This window comes from Pseudomonas sp. PB101, assembly GCF_009764265.1.
In the GTDB taxonomy this organism is placed as follows: domain Bacteria; phylum Pseudomonadota; class Gammaproteobacteria; order Pseudomonadales; family Pseudomonadaceae; genus Aquipseudomonas.
In genome coordinates this window covers 1-26,245 of sequence record NZ_RWIR01000081.1, presented here as the reverse complement: position 1 = coordinate 26,245, position 26,245 = coordinate 1, and the positions used below count along the sequence as shown (strand labels likewise).

The 26,245-nt window shown below is 62.3% G+C and carries 17 protein-coding genes; 1 reads left to right on the top strand and 16 read right to left on the bottom strand.

What is annotated here, in order from left to right; translation table 11 throughout:
- The 16 genes from EI969_RS25555 to EI969_RS25480 form a co-directional block, all read right to left on the bottom strand.
- Positions 1 to 4,675 (bottom strand): Ig-like domain-containing protein (locus tag EI969_RS25555; protein ID WP_160390205.1); only part of this gene is annotated, 4,675 nt, incomplete at its 3' end.
- A gap of 56 nt (positions 4,676 to 4,731) precedes the next feature.
- Positions 4,732 to 5,577 carry a sulfotransferase gene (locus EI969_RS25550; protein WP_160390204.1) on the bottom strand — a complete coding sequence of 282 codons (846 nt, stop codon included), beginning with the start codon at positions 5,575 to 5,577 and terminating at the stop codon, positions 4,732 to 4,734.
- Between the two features lie 177 nt (positions 5,578 to 5,754).
- Positions 5,755 to 7,851, bottom strand: a complete 2,097-nt coding sequence (locus EI969_RS25545; protein WP_160390203.1) for a biotin/lipoyl-binding protein — start codon at positions 7,849 to 7,851, stop codon at positions 5,755 to 5,757.
- Positions 7,852 to 9,171 (bottom strand): HlyD family efflux transporter periplasmic adaptor subunit, encoded by a 1,320-nt coding sequence (locus EI969_RS25540; protein ID WP_160390202.1) that lies wholly within the window; start codon positions 9,169 to 9,171, stop codon positions 7,852 to 7,854.
- Positions 9,168 to 9,947 (bottom strand): efflux RND transporter periplasmic adaptor subunit, encoded by a 780-nt coding sequence (locus tag EI969_RS25535; protein WP_160390201.1) that lies wholly within the window; start codon positions 9,945 to 9,947, stop codon positions 9,168 to 9,170. The genes EI969_RS25540 and EI969_RS25535 overlap by 4 nt, the downstream gene beginning before the upstream one ends.
- Positions 9,948 to 10,026: 79 nt before the next feature.
- The gene (locus EI969_RS25530; protein ID WP_160390200.1) at positions 10,027 to 11,604 is read right to left on the bottom strand and encodes an efflux transporter outer membrane subunit; all 1,578 of its coding nucleotides are present in this window, start codon (positions 11,602 to 11,604) and stop codon (positions 10,027 to 10,029) included.
- Entirely contained in the window at positions 11,601 to 12,671 is a 1,071-nt protein-coding gene (locus EI969_RS25525) for an HlyD family secretion protein (protein ID WP_160390199.1), read from the bottom strand. Before EI969_RS25525 ends, EI969_RS25530 begins: the two co-directional genes overlap by 4 nt.
- 26 nt (positions 12,672 to 12,697) lie before the next feature.
- Entirely contained in the window at positions 12,698 to 14,218 is a 1,521-nt protein-coding gene (locus tag EI969_RS25520) for an MFS transporter (protein ID WP_160390198.1), read from the bottom strand.
- Between the two features lie 217 nt (positions 14,219 to 14,435).
- Positions 14,436 to 15,365, bottom strand: a complete 930-nt coding sequence (locus EI969_RS25515) for a LysR family transcriptional regulator (RefSeq protein WP_160390197.1) — start codon at positions 15,363 to 15,365, stop codon at positions 14,436 to 14,438.
- A gap of 42 nt (positions 15,366 to 15,407) precedes the next feature.
- Complete coding sequence (locus EI969_RS25510) at positions 15,408 to 16,274, bottom strand: ABC transporter permease (protein WP_160390196.1); 867 nt, start codon at positions 16,272 to 16,274, stop codon at positions 15,408 to 15,410.
- Positions 16,275 to 16,295: 21 nt separating this feature from the next.
- Positions 16,296 to 17,156 (bottom strand): ABC transporter ATP-binding protein, encoded by an 861-nt coding sequence (locus EI969_RS25505; protein WP_160390195.1) that lies wholly within the window; start codon positions 17,154 to 17,156, stop codon positions 16,296 to 16,298.
- A gap of 5 nt (positions 17,157 to 17,161) precedes the next feature.
- The gene (locus EI969_RS25500; RefSeq protein WP_008049411.1) at positions 17,162 to 18,187 is read right to left on the bottom strand and encodes an ABC transporter substrate-binding protein; all 1,026 of its coding nucleotides are present in this window, start codon (positions 18,185 to 18,187) and stop codon (positions 17,162 to 17,164) included.
- An 18-nt stretch (positions 18,188 to 18,205) separates the two neighbouring features.
- Positions 18,206 to 19,093, bottom strand: a complete 888-nt coding sequence (locus tag EI969_RS25495) for a TauD/TfdA family dioxygenase (RefSeq protein ID WP_160390194.1) — start codon at positions 19,091 to 19,093, stop codon at positions 18,206 to 18,208.
- Between the two features lie 369 nt (positions 19,094 to 19,462).
- Positions 19,463 to 20,827, bottom strand: a complete 1,365-nt coding sequence (locus EI969_RS25490) for an HlyD family type I secretion periplasmic adaptor subunit (protein WP_150716065.1) — start codon at positions 20,825 to 20,827, stop codon at positions 19,463 to 19,465.
- Positions 20,817 to 22,973, bottom strand: coding sequence for a type I secretion system permease/ATPase (locus EI969_RS25485; protein WP_160390193.1), 2,157 nt, complete (start codon positions 22,971 to 22,973; stop codon positions 20,817 to 20,819). Before EI969_RS25485 ends, EI969_RS25490 begins: the two co-directional genes overlap by 11 nt.
- Positions 22,974 to 23,009: 36 nt before the next feature.
- A complete protein-coding gene (locus EI969_RS25480) occupies positions 23,010 to 24,362 on the bottom strand; it encodes a TolC family outer membrane protein (RefSeq protein WP_160390192.1) in 1,353 nt (450 codons plus the stop codon).
- A gap of 358 nt (positions 24,363 to 24,720) precedes the next feature.
- On the opposite strand from EI969_RS25480, the gene EI969_RS25475 reads away from it, so the two are divergent.
- The coding region (locus EI969_RS25475) for a retention module-containing protein (RefSeq protein WP_160390191.1) at positions 24,721 to 26,245 on the top strand (1,525 nt) is incomplete at its 3' end.

Here is a 26,245-nt window from a genome sequence, read left to right as displayed (position 1 = left end):
GCGAGGTTTCGCCGACGTTCAGGGCAGTGTCGGCAACCACGATGGTGGCGGTCGGCAGCACGGTGTCGATGGTGAAATTGGCGGAGTTGGTCGTGCCGGTGCCGGCGTTGCCCGCGAGGTCGGCGATCCCGGCGTTGTTCAGGGTGATCAGGTTGGTCGTGTCATTGGTGCTCGCGTTCGGGGTGAACGTGGCGGTCCAGGTAATGCCCCCGTCGCTGCTGTTCACCGAGGTCAAGGTGCCGTTGGGAACGGACAGCTCAGCGTTGCTGAAACCGCTCACCGCCTCGCTGAAGGTGATGGTCACCAGCGAGGTTTCACCGGCACTCAGGGTCGGATCGGCCATGACAATGGTCGCGGTCGGGCGCTGGCTGTCGATGACGTAGTTATTCGAATCCGTGGTGCCGCTGCCGCTGTTGCCCGCCACATCGGTCACACCGGTATTGGCCAGGGTGATCAGGTTGCTTGTGTCGGTGATGCCGGCCGTCGGAGTAAATGTCGCGGTATAGGTGATGTTGTCCGACGTGGCCAGCCCACTGAGCGTGCCGTTGGCCACTGTCATGTCGGCCAGGGTGAACCCGGTCACTGCTTCGCTGAAGGTGATGGTGATCGTGGTTGTCTGGCCCACGGCCAGTGCCGGGTCGGTGACCACGATGGTCGCGGTCGGACGCTGGGTGTCGATGGCGTAATTGTTCGAGTCGGTGGTACCGCTGCCCGCATTGCCGGAAGCATTCTGCACACCACTGTTGTCCAGGGTGATCAGGTTGGTGGCGTCGGTGATGGTTGCGGTGGGTGTAAAGGTCGCCGTCCAGGTGATGCCGCCATCGCTGCTGCTCACCGCAGTGAGCGTACCGTTGGCGATGGTCAGGTCGGCATTGCTGAAACCGCTCACCGCTTCACTGAAGGTGATGGTCACCAGCGAGTTTTCGCCGACGCTCAGGGCAGTGTCGGCCACCACGATGGTGGCGGTCGGCAATACGGTGTCGATGGTGTAGTTGGCGGAATTGGTCGTGCCGGTGCCGGCGTTGCCCGCAAGATCGGCGATGCCAGTGTTGTCCAGGACGATCAGGTTGCTCGTGTCGTTGACCGCGACGTTCGGCGTGAAGGTCGCCGTCCAGGTGATGCCGCCGTCGCTGCTGCTCACCGCGCTCAACGTGCCGTTGGGAACGGACAGGTCAGCGTTGCTGAAACCGTTCACCGCCTCGCTGAAGGTGATGGTCACCAGCGAGGTTTCACCGGCGTTCAATGTCGTATCGGCCAGCACGATCGTGGCGGTCGGACGAACAGTGTCGATGGCATAGTTGTTCGAGTCGGTGGTGCCGCTGCCGGCGTTGCCCGCCAGATCGCTGACCCCGGTGTTGTCCAGGGTGACCAGGTTGGTCGTATCGTTGATACTCGCGAAAGGCGTGAAGGTTGCCGTCCAGGTGATGCCGCCATCGCTGCTGCTGACGGCTGTCAGCGTGCCGTTGGTAATGGTCAGGTCGGCGTTGCTGAAACCGCTGACCGCCTCACTGAAGGTGATCGTCACCAGCGAGGTTCCGCCGATTCCCAGCAACGTGTCCGTCATCACGATAGTTGCCGTTGGCCGCACGGTGTCAATAGCGTAGTTGTTGGAGTCGGTGGTGCCGCTGCCGGCGTTGCCCGCCAGATCAGCCACGTCGGTGTTGTCCAGGGTGATCAGGTTGGTCGTATCAGTGATGCTGGCGGTTGGCGTAAAGGTTGCCGTCCAGGTGATGCCGCCGTCGCTGCTGCTCACCGAGGTCAACGTGCCGTTGGTAATGGTCAGGTCGGAGTTGGTGAAGCCGCTGACCGCCTCACTGAAGGTGATCGTCACCAGCGAGGTTTCGCCGATTCTCAATGCCGTGTCCGCCACCACGATAGTGGCGGTCGGACGCAGCGTATCGATCACATAGTTGTTCGAATTGGTCGTACCAGTGCCGGCATTGCCCGCCAGATCTGCCACGCCGCTATTGGCCAGGGTCAAGACATTGGTGGTGTCGGAAACCGACGCCGTCGGCGTAAACGTTGCCGTCCAGGTGATACCGCCGTCGCTGCTGTTCAAGCCGCTCAACGTGCCGTTAGCCGCGGTCAGGTCAGCGATCGTGAGCCCCGTCACCGCTTCATTGAACGTGATCGTCACCAGCGAGGTTTCGCCGACGTTCAGGGCCGTGTCGGCGACCACAATAGTCGCCGTCGGTCGCACGGTATCGATGGCGTAGTTGCCGGAATCGGTGGTGCCACTGCCGGCGTTGCCCGCCAGGTCATTGACCCCGGTGTTGTCCAGGGTGATCAGATTGGTCGCGTCAGTGATGCTGGCAGTCGGAGTGAAGGTCCCCGTCCAGGTGATGCCGCCATCGCTGCTGCTGACGGTTGTCAGCGTGCCGTTGGCTATGGTCAGGTCCGCGTTGGTGAGACCCGTGACCGCTTCGCTGAAGGTGATGGTCACCAGCGAGGTCTCGCCGACTTTGAGGGCCGTATCGGCAAACACGATGATGGCCGTCGGGCGTACGGTGTCGACCGCATAGTTATTGGAGTCGGTGGTGCCGACGCCCGCTACGCTGCCCGTGACAGTCTGTACGCCGGTATTGTCCAGGGTGATGATGTTGGTGGTGTCGCTGATGGATGCACTTGGCGTGAACGTCGCAGTCCAGGTGACGCCGTCACTGCTGGTCACTGCACTTAAACTGCCATTGGCAATGGCCAGGTCGGCATTGCTGAAGCCGGTCACCGCGGCACTGAAGGTAATGGTCACCAGCGAGGTCTCACCGATGGTCAGTGCAGTGTCGGCGACCACGATGGTGGCGGTGGGTGGTTCGACGTAATTGTTGATGAGAGTGCTGTCGTTGCGCAGGTTGGTGACGGCTGTCGGCGAGCTGCCCGTGATGCCACCACCCGCCGCGTTGCCGGCTGTACCGCTGGCACCGACGTTGCCGCTCAAGGCTGCGAAATTCGCCGCCGTCATCACCAGCGTGCCTTTGTTCCAGATGCCGCCGATGCCCTGACCCGCAGCACCGCCATTATCCGCACTGCCGCCAACGCTGCCGTCCCCGCCACCACCGCCACCGCCACCGCCGGCGGCAATATTGCCGGAGATCTGCGAAGTGCCGATGACCGTCAGGGTGCCGGTGTTGTAGATACCGCCGGCGGCCGAACCGCCAATACCGCCGACCTTGTCAAAACCGGAGCCGCCGCCGCCGCCCCCGACAGCAATCGTGCCATTGCTCGCCGAACCGCCTGCACCACCGGTGCTGTAACCCGAAATAGGTGTAGCAACGCTGCCGGCACCGCCACTGCCGTCAAGGTTGCCACCCCGGCCATTGAGGGTGACGCCGTTATAACTACCGCCCGCCCCGCCCACGCCTGAACCGCCTGCGCCACCGGCATAGGTGGGTACCGCGTAGATCGAATGCGCGCTGCCGCCAGAGCCGCCTCCCGCACCGCCGACGCCACCGCCACCGCCACCGCCGCCACCTGCATAAGTCGGCGTCACGCCGCCACCGCCACCACCGCCAGACGCAGCGTTGGCGGTCACACTGACGTTTTTCAGGGTCAGGTTGCCGGCGTTCAAGATGCCGCCACCCAAGGCGCTTTCGCCCTCGAAACCTCCGTTGCCGCCGTTGCCGGCGGCCAGGCCCTTGGTGATGACCAAGCCGTCGAGCTGCACGGTGCTGCCCGACGCAACCTCGATCACACGGGTCTTGTATTGGCCGCTGAGGGTGATGTCGGCCACGCCGTCGTTGTTCAGGTCGCCATCGACGGTGACGTTCTTGTTGATCAACAACTCAGTGTTCAAACCAATGGTCGTGCCGGCCAGAGCGGCGTCGAAGGTGACGAGGTCGCCGTTCTGCGCCGAAGCCAGCTGCGCGCGCAACGAACCTCCGCCAGAATCGAGGTTGTTGGTGGCCGACCAACTGGCCAGGCCCCACTGGTAATCGCTCATGGCTTGCGCCGACAGCACGCTGGCGCTTTCGATGTTGCCGGTGGAGATTTCCAGATCCCAGTCGCCGCCCACGCCGGTACGGTTGATCGAAGCGGCTACATCGCGGCCGGTCATTTGCGCCAGCGAGTCGACAAAACTCAGGCCGCGCTCGCCTTCGGCGGTGTAGCAGCCGTAGATCAGGATGTCGCCGCCGGCGTTCATGTCCTTGCCGATTTCCGCCAGCACCGCGCTGCGGGCGGCGACGTTGTCGGCCGACAGATAGCTGTCGCCCAGCCACAGGTCGCCGGCGTTGCCGTGGGCGATGATCTGCACCGAGCTGACGCCCTGGTGCTGGTCGAGGTAATCGGCAATCTGTTGCAGCCCGTCCTTGCCCGCGTCCAGTTTCACCACCTGGGTCCCGGGGGCGACGCCTTGCAGCAGGCTGTCGGCATCTTTGACCCGCGAGTCGACGAACACCACGCTCTGCCCGGGCACGGCCACGGGGCTGGCCGCCGGTGTAGCATCGGCCTGGCCATGGGTGTCCTTGCTGGCCGTCGGCTGATCGGCAGTCGGGCCCTTGGCGGCATCGGCGGTGGAATGGCTGTCGGCCTGGGCGGCGGTATCGGCCACCGTGGCGGCGACAGCTCCGTCGAACAGCATGCGCGGTTCAAGCGACATGATCATGGGCGCCGCCGGCGTCCGCTGGGCTTCAGTTACCCGTGACTTTGCCTTTGCCCCGCCAAAAATGCTCCACCACATGCTGCTCACCCGAATTCGAACGAAAATACGTAACGCATCAATGAAAAACGCCGCGATCAGATGTTCGCGGCGTCGGACTTCATACGAATGACATTGGCGGCGCTGGCAGAGCCATCGAGCCAAAAGGACAAGTCTGAATATTGCTTGAACAGATCCGGCGGCAGAATGGTGCGCCGGGCCTCTACGGCAACCTTGGGCCTGACCTTGTGCAGGCCGGTGACCCCGAGTGCCTGATCGAATTCCGGGGCGTCGTACGCCAGGTGCTCGAAGTCGTGCTCGAACCAGGGTTCGCCGATGAAGTCGTAGACCAGCCGCAACACCCGCTCCGGCGCCTGTGTCAGCAAGTCATAGTCGATGATCAGCAAGGAATCGGCATGTTCACCGTAGTAGGCTTCCTTGAGCGCCGCCCAGGCAAAACCCACTAGGCGATTGCGCTGCGCGAGGGTTTCGCAACGGCTGTAGACGGTGTTGCGCTCGACGGCATCGCCGAAGAGCTTGGTGTTTTCATAGGGATTGGCGCGGTAAAGACGCTCGATGCTGTCCATGATCCAGGCGACGTTGCGCACACAGGCAATCACCTTGGCCTTGGGAAACAGATCGTTGATGGCCGGCAGGCGGGCGCTCCAGAGACGATTGGTGTCGAACACCACCGGCTTGTCGGCTTTATCGGCATAGAAGGAATCAAACAGGCCACGCAACAGGCGGCGGCGCATGTCGGTGTCGATCACCGCGCCGAACTCGCTGCCGGCGCTGCACTGCTCCAGGACACCGGAAAACAGGGAACCGACGGGGCTGGTCATGCCGGCATGGAAACGCGGATTCTGCAAAAGAATGGCAGAAAGCAGGGTGGAGCCTGATCGCGGCAAGCCGGAGATAAAATGAAACTGATGCAATCCCTTCACCCTTCGCCGCAAGTCCCTTTTGTAGGACAAAGCGTAACCGAAGGGAAAGTCTGCGCCTAGTGGTGTTTTGATATCAATTCGGAGTCAACACCCGCGAAAATCGGCTTTTTAACCGCCATTAAACGGATGAAACGTTTAAGCCCGGATTCCCTGGGTCCATGACAAGGGCTCGCCGTTTTAAAAACCGCTTTCCCTGACACCCAGCGCCGCCATCCGTCGCCAGGCAACGCCCAGCACCGACTCACCACGACCTTGCAACACTGCCACGCCGCGTAATGGCTGCGCCGGCGTCGAGGCCTGATCAAGGGTGGTCAACCGCGCGCCGTACTGCGCCTGTACCGGCTCGGCCCGTTGCTGCTGATCGCGACGCACGGCAATCGGTCCGTGGTGATCGGAAGTCAGCGCCTCTTGATCGACAAACGCCGCACCGTTGGTGTCGATTTCACTCAGTTGCACCGCAATCGCCGGGTGCATAGGGTCATCGGCAATAAACCGCCCTGTAGCGCCCGGTACCACTCGCCAGAGTTCTGCCTCGGCCAGGTAGCCGCGCAAGCGCACGCCCTGCTCGACCACCCGGGCCAGCGGTTCCCGAGTCGACAGCCAGCGCCCCACCGCCCATTGCGGCAGCAGATCGCGCACAGTGCCGGCATGGGGCGCGCGCAACAGCAGTCGCTCGCGCTGGGCCGCCAGCCCCCGGTATTCGGCGACCGCTTCGGCCAGGCGCTGCTCGACGATGCCGGCATCGGAAGCCGTTTCGCTGCGGCTGGCCTGACGGCGCATCTGCAGCTGCTGAATCTCGATTTCCCGGCGCGCGATGGCCTGGCGCGAATCGAGGTCCGGGGACTCCAGTTCGATCAGCACATCACCCTGCGCCACCGACTGCCCGTCATGCACATTCACTGCCTTGATCCGTGCCGCCACCGGCGCATGCAAGGTGCTGACCCGACCCGCTTCGAGCATGGCCGGCACCTCGACGGCACTGCGCCACGGCACGATCAGCACCAGCAACAACCCGAGCAACGCCAGGCTGCTGAGCAGCACCCGCGGGCCATGTGCCTGCTCGCGGCGGCTCCACCACTGGCGCCATTCACTCATGATGGGCAGAAAGATGAACCAGACCAGCTCCACCAGCATCAGGAAGATCCCCAACACCTTGAAGAACAGGTGATAGACCGCCAGAGCGATCCCGAAAAACAATGCCGCGCGCCATAACCACGAGCCATACCCCCAGATCAGCAAACGCCGTTGCATTATCGGCGACCAAGGCTCGGGTGCCGCGGCACCGTAGCCGAACAAAAACTCGCGCAAGCGCCAGCGACACAAGGCAAACGCCCGGCCTTGCAGGTTATCGACCTGCCAGAAATCGCTGAGCAGAAAATAACCGTCAAAACGCATGAACGGGTTGAGATTGACTACCAATGTGGTGATCCACGTCGCACTGGCGAGCATGAACGCCGCGGTACGGGCCGGCCCGTCGGGCAACAACGACCACGCCAGCAAAGCAAGGCACGCCAACAGCAGCTCGGCCAGCACGCCGCCCGCGCCAATCAGCAACCTGGCCTTGCGGTCATTGACCCGCCAGGCATCGCTGACATCGGTATAGAACATCGGCAGCAGCACCATGAATGCCACACCCATGCTCTGTACCTGGCACCCGGCGCGCTTGGCCATGAACGCGTGACCGAACTCGTGGCAAAGTTTGGCGAAGAACAGCGCCACGCCAAACGCCAGTGCGCCGCCCAGGCTGAACAAGTGCGGAAACGTGGCGATAAACCGCTGCCAGTCCCGCGACACCAGAAACACCCCCAACCCCAGCACAGCGGGCAACCCGTAGCGCAGCGCTCGCGGGCCAAAGCGCTCAAGCCACGGCCAGGCACGGTTGAGAAAACGCTCCGGACGCCACAGCGGAATACGAAAAAACAGGTACTGATGCAGCAACACTTGCCACAGGCCCTGGCGCCGGGCAGCCGCTTTAAAGTCGTAACTGGCACGCTGCTGGGGATCGAGGGCGGTAATCAGGTCGTGACTGCGCAAGAACGCCAGCAACTGCTCCAGATCCCCTCCGTCCAGCGCCAGTCCCGGTTCACGATTGGCCGCTTGCAGGACTTGTTCAGGCTCACCCAGCGACCAGTGACGCAACAACCGCATCGCCGTGGTACCGAGCTTGAAGTAGCGCCCCCGCACCGGATCGGCCAGCGTCCAGCAGGGTGCACCGTCCAGCGCCGGCGCTGCCGGGGACAATTGCAGGTCGGCACGCAGGCCGGGCAGGCTCATTTACAGGCCTACGCTCTGACGCAAACCGGCCAACGGTCGACGCAACAGATACAGGGCCAGCGGCGCGCGGTCACCGAAGATTTTTGCCGTGCCGCGCAAACCGATGCGCGGTGGCGTCGCGTCGAAATTCGCATCCAGGCGATAGGCCAATTGCCCGCCCGCCGTGGGCTGCGCTTCATAAGCCGAACGTTCGAGTCGGGCCAAATGCCGTTGCAGCGGGTCACTGTCGAGGAACAATGCGACCTCGGCGCCGGGCTCCAGGGAAATCGCGTCCCCCACGGCCAGTTCGATACGCAATTGCGCCTGAGCCGGATCGGCGATTTCCATCAGCCGCTCGCCCGTCTGCACGGGCTTGCCGGTCCAGCGCTCGGCATCGGCGAACACCGCGATGCCATCGCGCTCGGCGCGCACTTCGCTGCGCTTGAGCAGTTCACGGGCGTAGTCTCGCTCGGCACGTTTCTGTTCAACCCGGGCGGCCAGCAAATCCAGTTTCGAGCTGGATTCGGCATCGGCAAACGAACGCTGGGAGTTGGCCTTGAGCTCCGCCTCGGCAACCCCGAGGGCGCGTTCGGCGACATCGGCCTGAGCCTTGAGCGTGGTGCTTTCGAAGCGCAGCAGCAATTCGCCGGCCTTCACTGTCTGGTTGGGCTTGACCAGAAACTCGGCAATCACACCGTCCAACGGCGCCGCCACCACCCGACCGCCGAGCGGCACCACTTCGGCCGGGGCCAATACGGACTGGCGCACCGGGATCAACAATCCGAGCAATAGCACTGCCACCAGCAGCGCCTGGCGTTTGCGCGTCCAGCGCAGGCGCCAGGGCTTGCGCGGTTGCAACGCCTGCCAGGCGTGGCTGTAGGTATCACCAAGCTGCGCCAGCAGCACTTGTTCGGCAGGGTTCCATGGAAGGTCACGGGCCAGCCATAACCCGCCAAACACCTCGCCCTGGCGATCGATCAGCGGCAGCCAGAACACCTGCGCTGCCGACAGGCTTTGCCATTGCGCCTGCAACGATTCGTCAAGGGTATCGGCGGCAATGACCCGTGCCTGCTGCAACTGTGCGCGCTTGAACAGTTGCGCCACTGCCTGCTCGACGAAGGCTACAAACGGTGCGTTCGGCTCCACCGCGCTGACACCGGTCACGGCCTGCACCTTCCCGGCGATCAACAGTGCCGCGTGGCGAAAACCGAACAGCGCCTGGCCATCATTGACCAGGCTGTAGGCCAATTGCGCGGGTGTCTGGGCGGCGCGGGTCTGGCGCTCAAGATCAAGAAAGCGGGCGAACACCTGCTCGGCGCCGCCGCTCACCGGCGCGTTCACTTGGACTCCGCGAAATGCGCCGTGCCGCTCATGCCTGCCAGCAACCCGCTGGCGTCGGGCACGCTGGCCACCAGCAGCAGTGTCTGGCTGCCTTCATCGATTCGCGCGCCCAGGCGCTTGACCGTCGCGTTCAGCGGCTTGCCGGTTTCATCGGGAACAAAACTGAAGGTCTGGCCGGGCTTGAGGCGGGCCATCCAGCGCGAGGGCACCAGCAGATGGATTTCCAGGGTGCGATTATCGACCACGTCCAGCAATGGCGCGCCGGCAGGGACGCTTTCATAGCGCTGCACCTTGCGCTCGACGACCTGGCCATCGAACGGCGCAACCACGCTGCAACGCTTGACCTGTACTTGGTACACCTGGGACTGCGCCTGGGTTTCGCTGACTTTGGCCTCGGCACGTGCCACTTCGAAACGCCCGACCGAATTCAGCGCGGCCAGTTGCCGGTTGTGCGCCAGTTCTTCACCCGCGCCACGGCTGGCCGCTTGAGCGGCATTGAGCTGCGCCTGATAGGCCGAGCAATCGAAACGCGCCAGGGTATCGCCCTTCTTGAACGACTCGCCCTCGCTGAACGGCAATTCGACAATCCGCCCGGGCACTTCACTGGCCAGCACGGCCTGGTCCCGGGCGCGCAATACACCACGGGCCTCGGCGCTGGTCGCAGCACTGGCGCCTGCATCCATTTGCGCCAGCGGATCGTCTGCCCCGGGCGTTTGCGCCTGGACAACGCTCGCGGCGAAGAAAAAAACCAACCCCAACACACAGAAACGCCGCATGACCGTACTCCCTTTCGGATCAAGGGAGTCTACGGCAGCGGCGATTAGCGTCAAGCAGATGGCCATCATTGCCTGCGTATTAACGTTGCGCTGTCTCGGCCAAGGGGTATACCGACTCCCAACCTCCACCCAACGCCTTGTACAACCCGACGGCCGCCAGCGACACGCCGGTCGAACTCTCGACCCACTGTTCCTGCGTGGCCAGCAACGCGCCTTGCACGGTGAGTACGGTGACGAAATCCACCACGCCCTCGACGTACTGCTGTTGTGCGGTGTGCAGCGCGATGCGGTTCTGGCGCACGGCTTCGGCCAGGCTGTCGCGGCGCAGTTGGCTGGCATTATAGGCCGCCAGTTGGTCATCGATTTCATGCCAGGCGCGCAGTACGGTTTGCTGATAGGCGATAGCCGCTTCCTGTTGTTGTGCTTCGCGCAAATCGAGCACGCCGCGCAAGCGGCCGCCGTCGAACAACGGCAAAGTGAATTGCGGACCGATCCCGAAAGCGCGCGAACCCCACGAGCCGAAATCGCTCAATTGCATGGCCTGGGAACCGATGCTCCCCGACAGGGTGATGCGTGGGTAGAAATCGCCCTTGGCCACGCCAATGCTGGCCGTGGCAGCATGCAGCCGTGCTTCGGCCTGACGGATGTCCGGCCGCCGTTCAGCCAGTTGCGAGGGCAAGCCGATAGCGACCTGGCGTGGCGTTTGCGGCACCGGTGCATCTGTGGATAACTCCGTCGCCAATGCCTGCGGCGGTTCGCCCATCAACAGGCTCAAGGCGTTGATCAGTTGCCACTGGCGCTGCTCCAGCGCGGGCAGGCGCGATTCGATGGCCGCCACTTGCGCGGCGGCTTCGGCGACATCCAGATCCGTCGCGACGCCGTCGGCCAGGCGCAGTTGCGAAAGCTTCAGGCTATGGCGGGCGACGTCGAGGTTCTGTTCGGTAACGAGACGGGTGTTCTGCACACCGCGCAGTTGAATGTAGTCCTGGGCGGTTTCGGCCAGCACCGATAGCAACACGCTGCGCCGGTCGTTTTCGGCGACTTCGAGCGTCGCGTCGGCGGCTTCGGTTTCCCGTCGCACGCGCCCCCAGAAATCCAGCTCCCAGGCAGCGGAGAAGCCGGCATTCCACAGGTTGAAGGCCGATTGGCCATTGTGACCCGACGGGTCGCTCAGCCCTTCACCACTGTTGCGATTGCGCCCGTAACTGCCGCTGGCAGCCGTGTTGGGGTAGCGGTCGGCGGTGACGACCTGGCGCACAGCACGACTTTGCTGCAAGCGGCTGCCGGCCAGTTTCAGGTCGAGGTTGTCGGTCACGGCGCGCTGGCTCAGGGCCGAGAGTTTCGGGTCGTGGAACACTTCCCACCAACGCTCGTCCAGTGTTTCGGCGATGGCCTGGCTGGCGGCTGCCTTTGAGGGTTTTGACCATTCGGCGATTTCGGTAGCTTCGGGCTTTTGGAAATCGGGGCCGACGGTGCAGGCGCTGAGGCTCATTGCGAGCAAGGCACTCAAGGTGAGTTGCGACAGCTGGCCCCATCGCGAGCAAGCTCGCTCCCACAATGGACTTTCTGTGACGGGAAGATCTTGTACATCCCGCATAACCCTTGTGGGAGCGAGCTTGCTCGCGATGGCGTCCGCACCATCAACACAGGTTTTCATCGCTGAGTCACCTCACGCACAGACGCTGCATGACTGTCGGTATCAATGCTCGCCTCCACCGACATCCCCACCCGCAAGCGCTCGGCCAGCGACTGCCCCGGCTCGAGCACGATTTTCACCGGTATCCGCTGCACCACCTTGGTGAAGTTGCCGGTGGCGTTGTCCGGTTTGATCGCGGCGAACGTCACCCCCGTTGCCGGTGCGATGCTTTCGACACGACCGCTGAGTGCCGCACCGCCCAGACTGTCGACACGCACCTGCACAGCCTGCCCCGGCTGCACATCCGTCAGCTGGGTTTCCTGAAAGTTGGCCATCACATACGCCTGCGCCAGCGGCACCACCGCGAGGATCTTGCTGCCCGGGGTGACGTAGGCGCCGACTCGCACCGCGCGTTCGCCGACCATGCCGTCCTGGGGTGCGACGATCCGCGTATAGGACAGCTCGTAGCTGGCCATTTCCAGCTTCGCCTGCGCCCGCTTCAGACCCCCTTCGGCCGCATCGCGCTGAGCCGTGAGGATCTCCACCTGCTTGCGCTCCGCCGCCAGCACCGCCGTGGCGTTGGCCAGCCGCGCAGAGGCCTGGTCGATGCGCGTTTGCGCCTGCTGCGCATTTTGCACCGTGCCGGCACCCACGCCAGCGAGGTGGTTGTAGCGGTTCAACTCGTGCTCGGCAAAGGCCGTTTCCGCCTTGGCCGAGACCACCGAGGATTGCGCCTGGGCAATCACCGACGCCTGGCGCTCCAGGGTCGCGCGGGCGTTTTGCAGTTGCGCCCTGGCCACCAGCGTCTCGGCATCGGCGGCCTGGGCCGCTGCACGCAGATCCCGGTCATCGATCAGCGCCAACAACTGCCCGGCCTTGACCTGCTGGTTGTCCTCGACCAGCACTTGCTGGATAAACCCGGCGACCCGCGGCACGACCAGGGTGAAGTCCGCCGAGACATACGCGTCGTTGGTGCTCTGCTGGGTGCGCTTGCCGAACAGACCGGGCACCGCCAGGTACAGCAACACACCGACGGCCAATGCGACGGCCACGGCCACCGCGATTTTTTGCTTCGCTTGAGTGTTCATAAAAACCTTCTGTTTCAGTGGAGCAGTCAGGTCGGCGCGCGCGGCGGAAAGATCCGCGTCGGCAGCCAGAAAATCAGCAGGATCAAGGTCACGGCGATACCGGCCATGCACAGGTAGAGATCCGAGGAAGTGAGCACCAGCGCCTGCTCATGCAGACGATGGGCGAGGCCTGCGCTGTCGCGCTCGGCCAGCGGCGAGTTGCCGAGGCGATCGACCAGCATGGTCGAGTGAAAATGCAGACGTGCCGTGGTCAACGCCTCGATCACCCCGGTGGCGATGACCGCCGACAGGCCTTTGACGGTGTTGAACCACGCCGATGCAAACGGCCCTTCCATCGGGTTGATGCTGCCGGTGGACAGCATCAGCAGCGGCAACACCGCCATGGGTTGCCCGAAAATCTGCAGCCATTGCAGCACATAGAAATCGTCACGAATCCACGCCGACGTCAGTTGCGAACCGCCGACGCACGACAGCGCCAGCATGCCCAGGCCGATGCCCAGGACCCAGCGGCAATCGACCCAGCGAAAATTGCACAGCGCCGCCACCAAGGGCAGCGCAATCAATTGCGGCAGCGCCGCCAGCAACATGATCGGCGCGGTCTGCACCGGGCGATAACCCTGGACCTGCGCCAGGTAGCTGGACGGAATGATGATCACCGCCTGCAACACCACCAGCACCCCCGCGAGGGTCATCAGGGCGAATGACAGGTTACGGATGCCGAGCATCTGCATCTTGAAAAACGGCATCGGCTGCGACCACTCGCCGGCCAAAAACAGCACCAGCAGCACCAGCCCGCCTCCGAGCAATCCGCAGATCAGACTGGACTCGAACCAGTCCAGGCGATTGCCCTGCAAAATGCCGATTACCAGCATGCAAATAGCTGGAAAACCCAACAGCACCCCGCGCCAGTTGAAGGACTTGAAGCGTTCCAGGCGCAGCGGGTCCCGGGGCAAGCCGTACGCCACCGCGGCCATGGCGATCAGGCATGGCGCGACGATTTGCCAGAAGGTCCATTGCCAGCCGACATACTCGGTCCACAACCCGGCCAGCGGTGTACCCAGGCCCGGGCCGAACGTCGCCGTCAGGGCATAACCGGCCAGGCCATACAACTTCACGTTGGCGGGCAGAAACCGCAGGGCCACGGTCATCAGCATGGGTGGCAATGCACCGCCCGCGAGGCCTTGCAAGGTGCGCAGCAACAGCAGGCTTTCGTAGTTCGGGGCGAAGGGGCACAACACACCCAGCAGGGTGAACAGGCTGATGGCGCACAGGGTGAAACGCCGCAAAGAGAACGTCACCGCACACCACGGCGCAAAAGCCATGGCCGCCACCGAAGTCGCCGTGTAACAGGCGACCAGCCAGGTGCCTTCGTCGTAGCCGATGGCCAACGCACCCCGAATGTCGGCCAGGGCGACTTTGGTCACCATCTCGTTGAGGCCCGACACCAGCACCGCCAGCAGCACGCCTATCAGGCCGATGATGATCCGTGGGCCGAAGACGGGCGGAGCGGCTGCCGCAACAGGTGCGGTGGCCGTAAGGGAAGTCATGTACTGCAAGCTCCGGCGTGGAAGGACCGAAGCATTCTAAGAAGCGGGATGCCTGACGAAAATCAACTTATTGGCAGGTTATAAATGCGCCAGACTCAACGATGCAAACCTCAGCCCCCTGTGGGAGCGAGCCTGCTCGCGATGAGGCCGGCAGCCTCAACATATTAGTTGGCTGATCTGCCGCTATCGCGAGCAAGCTCGCTCCCACAAGGGAGGGTTAGCGGTGACCTTCAGGTTGAGCGGCCAGCCACGTCTCATCGCAGCAGGACTTCAGCGTTTCACGCAGCCAGCGGTGGGCCGGGTCCTTGTCGAAGCGCGGATGCCAGGCTTGGGTCAGCATCAGGGTCGGCAGAGGAATCGGCAGATCGAACGAGCGCAGTTTCAAGCCCAGCCGCCGCACACTCAGCAAGGCTTCCTTGGGCACCGGCAGAATCAGGTCGGAATCGGGCAAGGCAAACATCGCCGCATGAAAGCTTGGCGCAATCACCGCCACCCGCCGCTCCAGCCCCAGGGCATTGAGCGCGGTATCGATCGGTCCTCGGGCAATGCCACGCCGGGACATGCTGATATGGGAATAACCGGCATAGCGCTCAGCCGTGATCTCTTCGTCCAGCAGCGGGTGATCTTCACGCACCAGACCCACGAAGTGGGTGGAAAACAGGTTCTGAATCTTCACTTCCGGGGTCAACGGCCGGGTATTGCTGACGCTCAGGTCGATCCGTCCTTCGCGCAACGCCTCATCATCGCCATCGCCTTCGGGGACGAAGCGCAATTCGCAGTGCGGCGCCTGTCGGTCAAGGGTGTCGAAGAGCTTGCCGCCGTAGACGCCGACAAAAAAGTCATTGGCCCGAATGCTGAAGCGCCGCCGCAGCGAACTCAGTTCCACCGCATCGGCCGAACGAAACAGCAGCCCGGCCTGCTCCACCACACTGCGCACCTGCTCGCGCAACGCCAGCGCCCGGGGAGTCGGCACCAGGCCACGACCGGCGCGCACCAGGATCGGATCGCCAATGGCTTCACGGATGCGCGTCAACGTCCGGCTCATGGCCGCCGGGCTCAGGTTCATCCGCCGCGCGGCGCCCACCACACTGCCCTCATCGAGCAAGGCGTCGAGGGCGACCAACAGGTTCATGTCCGGGAGTTGCATGGTAAGCACTCATGGCTGATCAGGATTGATCAAAGCGCAATGCTACCGCACCATGCCCCAGCGTTTCACCGTCACCCGCTCCAACGAATCAAACACCAGGTTCTCCACCAGCAACCCGATCAGAATCACCACCGCCAACCCGGCGAACACCTTGTCCGTGTACAGCTCATTGCGATTCTGAAAGATGTACCAGCCCAATCCGCCCTTCCCGCTGGTGGCTCCGAACACCAGCTCGGCAGCAATCAACGTGCGCCAGGCAAACGCCCAGCCGATCTTCAGGCCGGCGAGGATCGACGGCAATGCCGCCGGGATCAGGATGAACAGCACGAAACGCATGCCCTTGAGGCCATAATTGCGCCCGGCCATACGCAGGGTTTCCGAGACACCGAGAAACCCGGCGTAAGTGTTCAGCGCCAAGGCCCAGAGCACCGAATGCACCAGTACGAAAATCAGGCTGTTCTGGCCCAGGCCGAACCACAGCAACGCCAACGGCAGCAGGGCAATCGCCGGCAACGGGTTGAACATCGAGGTCAGGGTGCTGAGCAGATCGCGCCCGAACTGCGTCGACACCGCCAGCGTGGTCAGCGCAAACGCCAGGACGATGCCGATCAGGTAACCCTTGAGCAGCACCACCAGGGAAATCCACACCTTGCCGAGCAATTCGCCGCTGAGCAGGCCGTCGTACAGGGCGTGAGTGGTCTGAAGAAAACTCGGCAGCAGCAGGTCGTTATTCTGATACCGGGCAACGGCCTCCCACAGCACAGCAAGCAAAATCAGGATCAGGCTTTTGCGCAGCCAACCTTGCTGCCACAAGCGTTGACCGAGGGGTAACTCACGCTCCAGCGGCACGCTGGTCAGTGGCTGCAAAACCGTTTCGAACTCTTCACGCGGGGATGATAAATGGCTCATCGGGCCCTCCTCTCAACTGGCTCAATAAGCAATGCGGATGTCGGCGAAATCCAGCTCATGCGAGGCGTTCGCCACATCACCTTCATCGAACAACAACCGGTGAATGCGCCGCGCCGACGCCTGAAACGCCACGCCACCGAGGCTGTGCAAATCGTATTGATGGCTGTGCACTTCCGCCCGCACCCGCCCCGGATGCGGTGACAGCAACAGGATGCGATTGCCCACCACCAGCGCCTCTTCGATGGAATGCGTGACGAACAGCAGCGTGAAGCGAACCTCCTCCCAGAGCAGCAGCAATTCCTCCTGCATCTTGCGTCGGGTCAGCGCATCGAGGGCGGCGAAGGGTTCGTCCATCAGGAGGATTTTCGGCTGCATCGCCAACGCCCGGGCAATCGCAACCCGCGCCTTCATCCCGCCCGACAGGGTGTGCGGATAAGCATCGGCAAACGCCGCAAGGCCGACTTTTTCCAGATAGTGCAGCGCTCGCTCTTCGGCCTCTTTACGCTTGAGGGTTTTCGAGGCCAGCAGCGGAAACATCACGTTCTGTTTGACGGTTTTCCACGGCGGCAGTTGATCGAACTCCTGGAACACCACGATCCGGTCCGGCCCCGGCGCATCGACGCGCTGGCCTTGCAGGCGGATCTCGCCTTCCACAGGCTGGATGAATCCGGCGACGGCCTTGAGCAACGTCGACTTGCCGCACCCGGACGGCCCGAGCAGGACAAAACGGTCCGCCGGATCGATCTCGAAACTGACTTGATGGGTCGCCCGCACCACACGCTGCGGCGTGCGGTATTCGAGGCTGACGTTATCGACCGACAGCAGCGCCTGGGCTGCCGCGATCGGTTTGCTGACCGTGTGGCCTTGCAAAGGGGCATTCATTTCGGTCAGCTCCCTTGCAGCGGCTTGGCGTCCTGGAAGAAGTAGTCCTTCCATGAATCCGGTTTGTTTTTGATCGCGCCGACGCGGTAGAGGAACTCGGCCAACGGGTAAGTGTTTTTCGGCGTGACACTGAATTCGAACTGCGGGTTGTCGATGATTTTCAGCAGCGCGGCGCGGTCGATCTTGGCCTTGGTGACACGGATGTAGGTGTCGGCTGCCGCGCCTTTGTCGTTCTGGGCAAACGTTGCCGCTTCGGTCAAAGCGTCAATGAACGCTTTGTAGGTTTTCGGGTTTTCATTGCGGAATTTCTCGGTGGCGAACAGCACGGTCGGCGAGTTCGGGCCGAGCAGGTCGTAGGTGTTCAGCACCACGTGCACGTTGGGATTGGCCAGTTCCTGATCCTGGAACGGCGGGTTGGAAAAGTGTCCGCTCAGCTCGGTGCCGCCGGCCAACAGCGCGGCTGTCGCGTCGGGGTGCGGAACAGCGATGGTGTACTTGTCGAGGCGATTGAAGTCCTTGTCACCCCACTGTTTGGCGGCTGCGTACTGCAGGAAGCGTGACTGCACCGAAACACCCACGGCCGGCACCGCGATACGATCCTTCTCGGTGAAGTCGGCGATGGTCTTGACCTTGGGGTTATTGCTCACCAGGTAGTACGGGAAGTTGCCGAGGGAAGCCACGGCCTTGACGTTCTGCTTGCCGTGGGTACGGTCCCAGATGGTCAGCAACGGGCCGACGCCGGCACCGGCAATGTCGATCGAGCCGGACAGCAACGCATCGTTGACCGCTGCCCCGCCAGAGAGCTGGGTCCAGTCGACCTTGATGTCGATACCTTCCTGCTTGCCGTACTTCTCGATCAGGTTCTGATCGCGCACCACGTTCAATAGCAGGTAAACGATGCCGAACTGTTCGGCGATGCGGATTTCACCTTCGGCGTGGGCCACGGTCGGCGCCACCAGGCTGCCGGCGATCAGGCTGAAACCCAGGCCGATGGCGGCGGCCAGCGGTGCGAATGGAAGACGTTTGGACATGATCAGATCTCCGACAAATCAGAAAGGCGCGTCGCCCTGAATGGTGGTGCGATACAGCTTGCGGCGCAGATGGCTGGGGCAGCCGGCAGCAAGATGGATCAGCGAACGGTTGTCCCAGAACACCAGGTCATGGGGCTGCCATTGATGGCGGTAGATGTTTTTCGGCAGCACGCTGTGGGCATAGAGCTCGGTCAGCAGTTGCTGGCTCTCGTCTTCCGGCAGGCCAACGATACGGGTGGTGAACCCTTCGCTGACGAACAGGGCCTTGCGGCCGTTTTCCGGGTGGGTGCGCACGACCGGGTGCACCACTTCCGCAACCTGGGCCAATTGCTCGGGGGTGAGGGTTGGGCGCCAGTTGCCTTCGAATTTGGTTTCGCTGTAACGCGCCGTGTAGGAATGCGCCGCCGAGCGGCCTTCCACCGCTGTGCGCAGCGCCTCGGGCAGGCTGTCCCAGGCTTTGTGCATGTCGGCGAACAGCGTGTCGCCGCCCTCCGATGGCAGCTCCTGGGCATGCAGCATCGAGCCCAGGCTCGGCAGTTCTTTATAGGAAAGATCGGAATGCCAGAACTTGCCGGCATCGCCCAGGCCGATGTTCTGGCCGTTCTCGACGATGTTGGAAACGATGAGGATTTCCGGGTGATTTGTCAGCAGGAACTGCTTGAGCACGTGGATCTGCAACACGCCAAAACGACGGCTGAACTCGATGTGCTGTTCGGGGGTGATGCGTTGGTCGCGGAACACCACCACGTGGTGATCCAGGTGCGCACGGTGAATGCGGGCGAAATCCTGGTCATTGATCGGGCGGGACAGGTCGAGGCCGATGATTTCGGCGCCGACCGCTCCGCTGAACGGACGGATCTCAAAGAACTGTGGCGCGATGCTTGGCGAAGCTGAAACTGCAGACATAAATCACTCCCACGCACGGCACGCTCAAGGGCGCGCGCGTCGATCAGAAACTCACGGAGATCCCGTGTTGGTTCGTGTCGTGCGGCGCGCCGATTGGTCGGCAGGTACGCAGGGGACTAACTTTATAGGTATAAGAATTGAAATTTAAATACCGTTAATGAATAACGATATGGCAATTGCTTTGGGCTTGGGTGAATTGCGGTGTGACGTTATTTGTCACTTTCTGACGGGGTTGTGGTGTTTTGACTGACGCCATCGCGGGCAAGCCCGCTCCCACAGGGTTCTTTGTTGAAGCACGATCATGTGTTCGACACAAAAACCTGTGGGAGCGGGCTTGCCCGCGATGGCGTCAGTGAATCCACAAAAGATCTAGCGCTCGTGCAACGCCTCGGCCCGTGCCCGGATGATCGGCTTGAGCAGGTAGCTGAGTATGGTCTTCTTGCCGGTGATGATATCCACGGAAGCCACCATCCCCGGAATGATCAGCAACGGCTTTTCATCGGTGCCCAGGTGGCTGCGGTCGGTACGCAACCTGATGATGTAGTAGGTGGTCTTCTTGTCTTCGTCGGTAATGGTGTCGGCACCGATCTGCTCCAGCTTGGCCTTCATTCCGCCGTAGATGGTGTAGTCATAGGCGGTAAATTTCACCGTCGCTTCCTGCCCCGGGTGCAGGAACGCGATGTCCTGGGGACGGATCTTCGCTTCGACCAGCAAGGTGTCGTCCAGTGGCACGATTTCCACCAGGTCGCTGCCTGGCTGAATAACCCCGCCGATGGTATTGACCAGCAATTTGTTGACGATACCGCGCACCGGCGAAGTGACCAGCGTGCGGCTGACCCGGTCTTCCAGAGCCTTGCCGGTGGCCTGGGCCTTGTTCAGATCGGTGCGTGCCTCATTGAGCTGAGTCAGTGCTTCGCTGCGGAACTTGCCGCGGGTTTCGTCGATCTTGCGTTGTACTTCCTTGATCGCCGATTCCGCTCGCGGAATAGCCAAAGTGGTGGCATCGAGTTGGCCACGGGTCTCCGCTTCGGCACGCCTGAGACGCAAAACCTCCACCGGCGATACCGCGCCCTGAGCCACCAACGGCTCGGACATGCTGATTTCCTGACGCTGGAAGCCCAATTGCTGACGGTACTGCGCCTGCTTGGAGATGAACTCACGCAGTTCCTGCTGACGCTGTATCAACTGCTCCTGCAAGCCGCCAATCTCGTCGTGCAACTGCTGGCGGCGGCTGATATAGAGCGACTCTTCGCTCTTGGCCTGGCCCGGCACGTCCTTGAGCACATCCTCGGGGAAATTCAGCGGGCGATCGTCGACCTCGGCGCTCAGGCGCTCGACGCGCAACACCATCGATAACCGATCGGCCTCGGTTTCACCGACGTTCGAAGCAAATCGCGTGTCGTCCAGCCGCAGCAGCGGCGCGCCGGCTTCGACGATCTGGCCTTCCTTGACGAACAGTTCGGTAACGATACCGCCTTCAAGGTTCTGGATTTTCTGGATCTTCGACGATGGAATCGCCTTGCCGTCGCCCTTGGTCACTTCGTCGATGACCGCGAAGTTGGCCCAGAGCATCAGGAACACGAAGAACGCGATGATCGCCCAGATGGTCAGCCGCACCACCCGCGGCGCATCCTCGATCAGCGCCTTGTTGACCTCTGGCAGCGGCTGCCCCTGAAGCGAAGCAGAGCCTTTGAAGTAGCGAAGGATCGAACCCTTACCCGACTTAAGCAACACTGATCTGCCCCTTCTTCAACGCTTCCATCACCGCGGCTTTCGGGCCGTCGGCGAGAATCTGCCCGCGGTCGATCACGATCAATCGGTCCACCAGCGACAATAGCGATGCCCGGTGCGTTACCAGCACCATGGTCTTGTTTTCGATCACCGCTGCCAGGCGCTGCTTGAGGCGCTCTTCGCCGGTGTTATCCATGGCACTGGTCGGTTCGTCGAGCAGCAGGATCGGCGGGTTGAGCAACAATGCCCGGGCCAGGGCGACGTTTTGCCGTTGACCGCCGGAGAGGTTCTGCCCGCGTTCGCCGACTTGCAGCTCATAACCCTGCGGATGCAGGCGCGCATACTCGTGGACGCCGGCCAGCTCTGCCGCTTGCAGCACCAGCTCGTCTTCTACATAGCGCGCACCCGAAACCAGGTTGTCGCGCAAGGTGCCGGCGAGCAACTGAATGTCCTGGGGCACATAGCCGATGTTGTAGCGCAACTCGCTGACGTCGATCTGACGGATGTCCACACCATCGACCAACAGCGCGCCGTCATCCGGCTGATACAGCCCCACCAGCAATTTCGCCAGTGAGCTCTTGCCCGAGCCGCTTCGGCCAATGATCCCGACTTTCTCGCCGGGACGAATCGACAGGCTGATGTTCTTCAGCGCCGGGTTCTGCTGTTGCGGGTAGGTGAAGTTGAGCTGACGGCACTCGATACCGCCCTGCAGCACCTTGCGGCTGAGCGGGCGCTCTTCGAAATTGCGCTCCTGGGGCAGCTCCATCATTTGATCGACGGAGGTCATGGTCACCCGTGCCTGCTGATAGCGGGTCAGCAGCCCGGACAGTGACGCCAGCGGGCTGAGCGCACGGCCACTGAGCATGTAGCAGGCAATCAGGCCGCCCATGCTCAGGTGACCGTCGATGATCTGATAGACGCCGAAGACGATCATGATCACCCCGGCCAGTTGCTGGATCAGCAAGGTGATGTTCATCGCCAGGCCGGACAGCATTTTCACCCGCAACTCAAGGCGGCTGAGGGTGCCGATGGTCTGCTCCCACTGATACTGGCGTTCGCTTTCGGCGTTGTTGACCTTCACTGCGTCCAGCCCGGCCAGCGTTTCGATCAGGCTCGACTGACGCTCGGCGCCCAGCGCCATGGTCCGTTCCATGGTCGCCACCAGGGGTTTCTGCAAGGCATAGCCGATGGCCAGGGCCAGCGGGAATGCCAGCACCGGTATCCACACCAGATGCCCGCCGAGGATCGCGATGACGAGGAAAATCAGGAGGGTGAACGGCAGGTCGATCAGGCTGGTGAGCGTCAGCGAGGCGAGGAAATCGCGCAGGCTCTGGAACTCATGGATGTTCTGGGCAAAGCTGCCAACCCGCGCCGGCCGATACTTCATGGCCATGCCGACGATGCGCTCGAACAGCGTGGCCGAGATGATCAGGTCGGTTTTCTTGCCGGCCAGATCCAGGCACAGGCTGCGCAGGCTTTTCAGGATCAGGTCGAAGAGATAGGCGCCAGAGATGCCGAGCGCCAGCACCCACAACGTCGCCTCAGCCTGGTTCGGCACGACGCGGTCGTAGACGTTCATCACGAACAATGGCGCGGCCATGGCAATGATGTTGATCAGGAAACTGGCGGCGATGGCGTCGGCGTACAGCCAGCGCGAACGCTTGAGGGTGTCGCGGAACCACGAGCGCGCACGCGGGATCAGCGTGCCGTGATTGACGTCGAACTTGTGCTGGGGCTGGGCGAAAAAGACCTTGCCGGTGTAGTCGTCGGCCAGCAGTTCACGGCTGACCAGGGACTCACCGCCATCGCTTTCGCTGAGCAGCACCCGTACCTGGTCTTCGCCTTGCCAGCCAAGCAGGACGGCACTGCGACCGTCCTTGAGCAGCAACAATGCCGGCATGGCAATCGCCGGAATGTCCTGCAGCTTGCGTTGCAGCACCCGACCCTGCAACCCCGCGCGAGCTGCCGCGCGCGGCAGCAAGTCGACACTCAGGCGCTGCTCGGGCAGCGGCAGGCCGGTGGTGAGCATGGCCGCGCTGGCAGGCTTCTGGTGCAGCATGCAAAGAGCGAGCAGGCCATCCAGCAACGGATCGTCATGCAACGCGCGCGGATCATGGATGAGTTGAACCCGACTGACTTCTGATTCCACGCTCGGCACTCTTGGCTAACAATTGAAAGGTCCTGCTCAATTCATACCGGGCAATTGGACCTTGGGCTTCACGTCGTTCTGCACAACGGATGCCAATGGTGCGACCACTCCCTGGCTCTTGAGCAACTCGCCCATGGTCGCCTTGATTCGGTACTGAGTAAATAACTGAATGTTCTTGATCTCCGCCAGGCGGCGAGAAGAGCTGAACAGTTCGTTCTCACTGTCGAGCAAATCGAGCAGCGTGCGCTCGCCGAGGCTGAATTGACGCTGGTAGGCGGTACGCACGGCGGTGCTGTGATCGACGTATTGCTGGGCGATCGGCACCTGAGCGTTGGCGTTGTTCAAGGCGTTCCAGGCCAGGCCCAGCTCTTCGTTCAATTGACGCAGGGCGTTGTTGCGGATGTCCAGCGCCTGGTTCGACAGGTAGGACTTGGATTCCAGGTCGGCCTTGTTGCTGCCACCGGCATACAGGTTGAAGCGCATGCGCAGCATGGCTTGCCATTCATTGTTGTGGCCGTTCTGGCCATCGATGTCGTTGTCGGCGGTGCGACCCAACTCAGCATCGAAACGTGGGTAGAACGTCGACTTGGCGGTGTCGTACTGCTTCTCGGCAGCGGCGATGTCGGATTCGGCCGAACGCAGGATCGGGCTGTTTTCCAGCATCTGCGCGCGGGCTTCATTCAGATTGGCCGGCATCAGCGCCAGGAAACTGGCCGGGCGCTCCAGTTGATCGGGCATCTGGCCAACGGCGGACAGGTAGTTGGTCTCGGCGTCAGCCAGGTTGGTCTGCTCGGTGATCAGGTTGTTACGGGCCTGGGCCATGCGCGCCTCGGCCTGATCGAGGTCGGCGCCGCTGCCGACGCCACGCTGGGTGCGCAGCTGGATCTGGTCGTAGATGCGTTGGTGGCTCTTGAGGTTGTCCTCGGCCAGACGCACGAATTCGCGGCGGGTCAGCACGTCGAGATAGACCTGGGCCACGGTCAGCCCGGTGCGCTCGGAAGTGCTCAGCAGCGAATAGGCGCGGGAGTTGACGGTGGCTTGTTGACGCCCGACTTCGCTGGACGTCGCAAAACCGTCAAAGACCATCTGGGTCAATCGCAGGCTTGATTCGCTGCGGTTCAGGGTTTCCCAGTGATTGTTGCTGCCGTCCGTTCGCGTGGTCACGCTGTCGGTGCCTTCACGACCATAACCGCCCAGCACGTCGACCCGTGGCAAGTACCCGCCTTTCGCAGCCTTCAACTGATAATCAGCAGCCAACCGGCTGTTGACGCCGGCCTGGACCTCCGGATGCACATCCAGCGCTTGTTGCATGGCTTCTGGTAAGGATTGCGCCTGGACGAAAGACGCGGCGAGGGCGAAAGGTAGAGCCATGAACAAAGGCGAACGCATTGTAGGAATTTCCCAGGACTTCTTGTCTTGAATCACGGCTGGACAGCGCGCCGTGTCGGAAGATGGCAAGCGAAATGACCGTATGTCGGAAAGTTCAAAAAGCGGAACTGGATCACATACCGAGGACAGGTCACAGCTCAAATATCAATGTGACATTACTGGGGCGATTGTTTAGGATGGCTCCAAGAAGGTCAATAGTTTGGCATAAAGTTAATAGCGAAAAAATATAGCCAAAATATTGACGAATCAAAGCGTCAAACTTGTGCATCTATTTTGCAAAGAACGTCCAGACTGGTCGGCGCAAAGCGCCATCAGGTCTATGGAAGTCAACTGAACGTGACACCCCGGAGAGTCTTCAATGAGCAGTGTTGTTGCCATCGTCAAAAGCATTGTCGGTCAAGTTTTCGTGGTGTCCCCAGAGGGCATCCGCCGCGTTCTCGTTGAAGGCGACAAATTGTCCGCCGGGGATCAGATCGACACCGGCCTTTCCGGCGCCGTGTCCCTGGAACTGGCCGATGGCCGCACCCTCGATCTGGGCCGTGACACCCAATGGAGTGCCGACACCCCGGACTCCAGCGCTGACCTGGCAGCCGCCACCGCGCAAGCCGCGCCGTCCGTTGAAGAGCTGCAGCAAGCCATTGCCGCCGGTGCCGACCCGACCAAAGACCTCGAAGCCACCGCTGCAGGCCCGACGGCAGCGGGTTCTGCTGGCGGTGCCGCCGGGGGCGGTCACAGCTTCGTGATGCTCGACGCCACCGCTGGCCGCGTCGACCCGACCATTGGCTTCCCGACCGACGGCCCTGCTGCCACTGTCACCCCCACGACCCTCGATATCGGCAACCAGACCATCACGACCCTCACGACCGGCACCGTTGCGAGCGTACTGACTGCGGATACTGGCACGCTGGCCGAAGACAGCGTCGCGACGGGCAATGTACTGAACAACGATAGCGATGCCAGCACGCCGCTCAGCGTCACCGGCTTCACCATCGCCGGCGTGACCGGCAGCTTCACCGCGGGCCAGACAGCGACCATCGTCGGCGTCGGCACATTGACCATCGGCGCCAACGGCAACTACACCTTTACGCCGGACGCCAACTACAACGGTGCCGTACCGCAAGTCACGTACACCACCAACACCGGCTCGAGCAGCACGCTGGATCTCACCGTGACAGCGGTCGATGACCCGAGCATCTTGACTGCCGACAGCCAGACCATTGCCGAAGACACCACCGCAACCGGCAACGTGCTGAGCAACGACAGCGACATCGACAACGCCCTGAGCGTGGTCACCTTCACCATCGACGGCGTCACTGGCACTTTCAATGCTGGCCAGACGGCGACCATCGCCAACGTTGGCACCCTGGTGATCGGGGCCAATGGCGCCTACACCTTTACCCCGGCCGAGAACTACAACGGCACGGTGCCAACGGTGAACTACACCGTGACTGACGGCTCCACCTCGACGCTGAACATCGACGTTACGCCGGTCGATGACAGCTTTGTCGATGCCAGCGAAACGGTCTCTACCCAGGAAGACGCACCGGTAAGCGGCAGCGTCCTCACCGGTACTTCGAGCGTCGATGGACCAGTCAGCGTGGTGAATTTCACCATTGGTGAAACCACCTACACCGCTGGCAGCACGGCAACCATCGCCAACGTCGGTACCCTGGTGATCGGGGCTAACGGCGCTTACACCTTTACTCCGGATGCCAACTACAACGGCAGCGTGCCGACGGTCAGCTATACCGTCACTGACGGTTCCGGCAGCAACGTCACCTCGACCTTGAACATCAGCGTCACCCCGGTGGACGACAGCTTCACCGACCTCAGCGAAAACGTGACCACCGCTGAAGACGCACCGGTGAGCGGCAGCGTGCTCA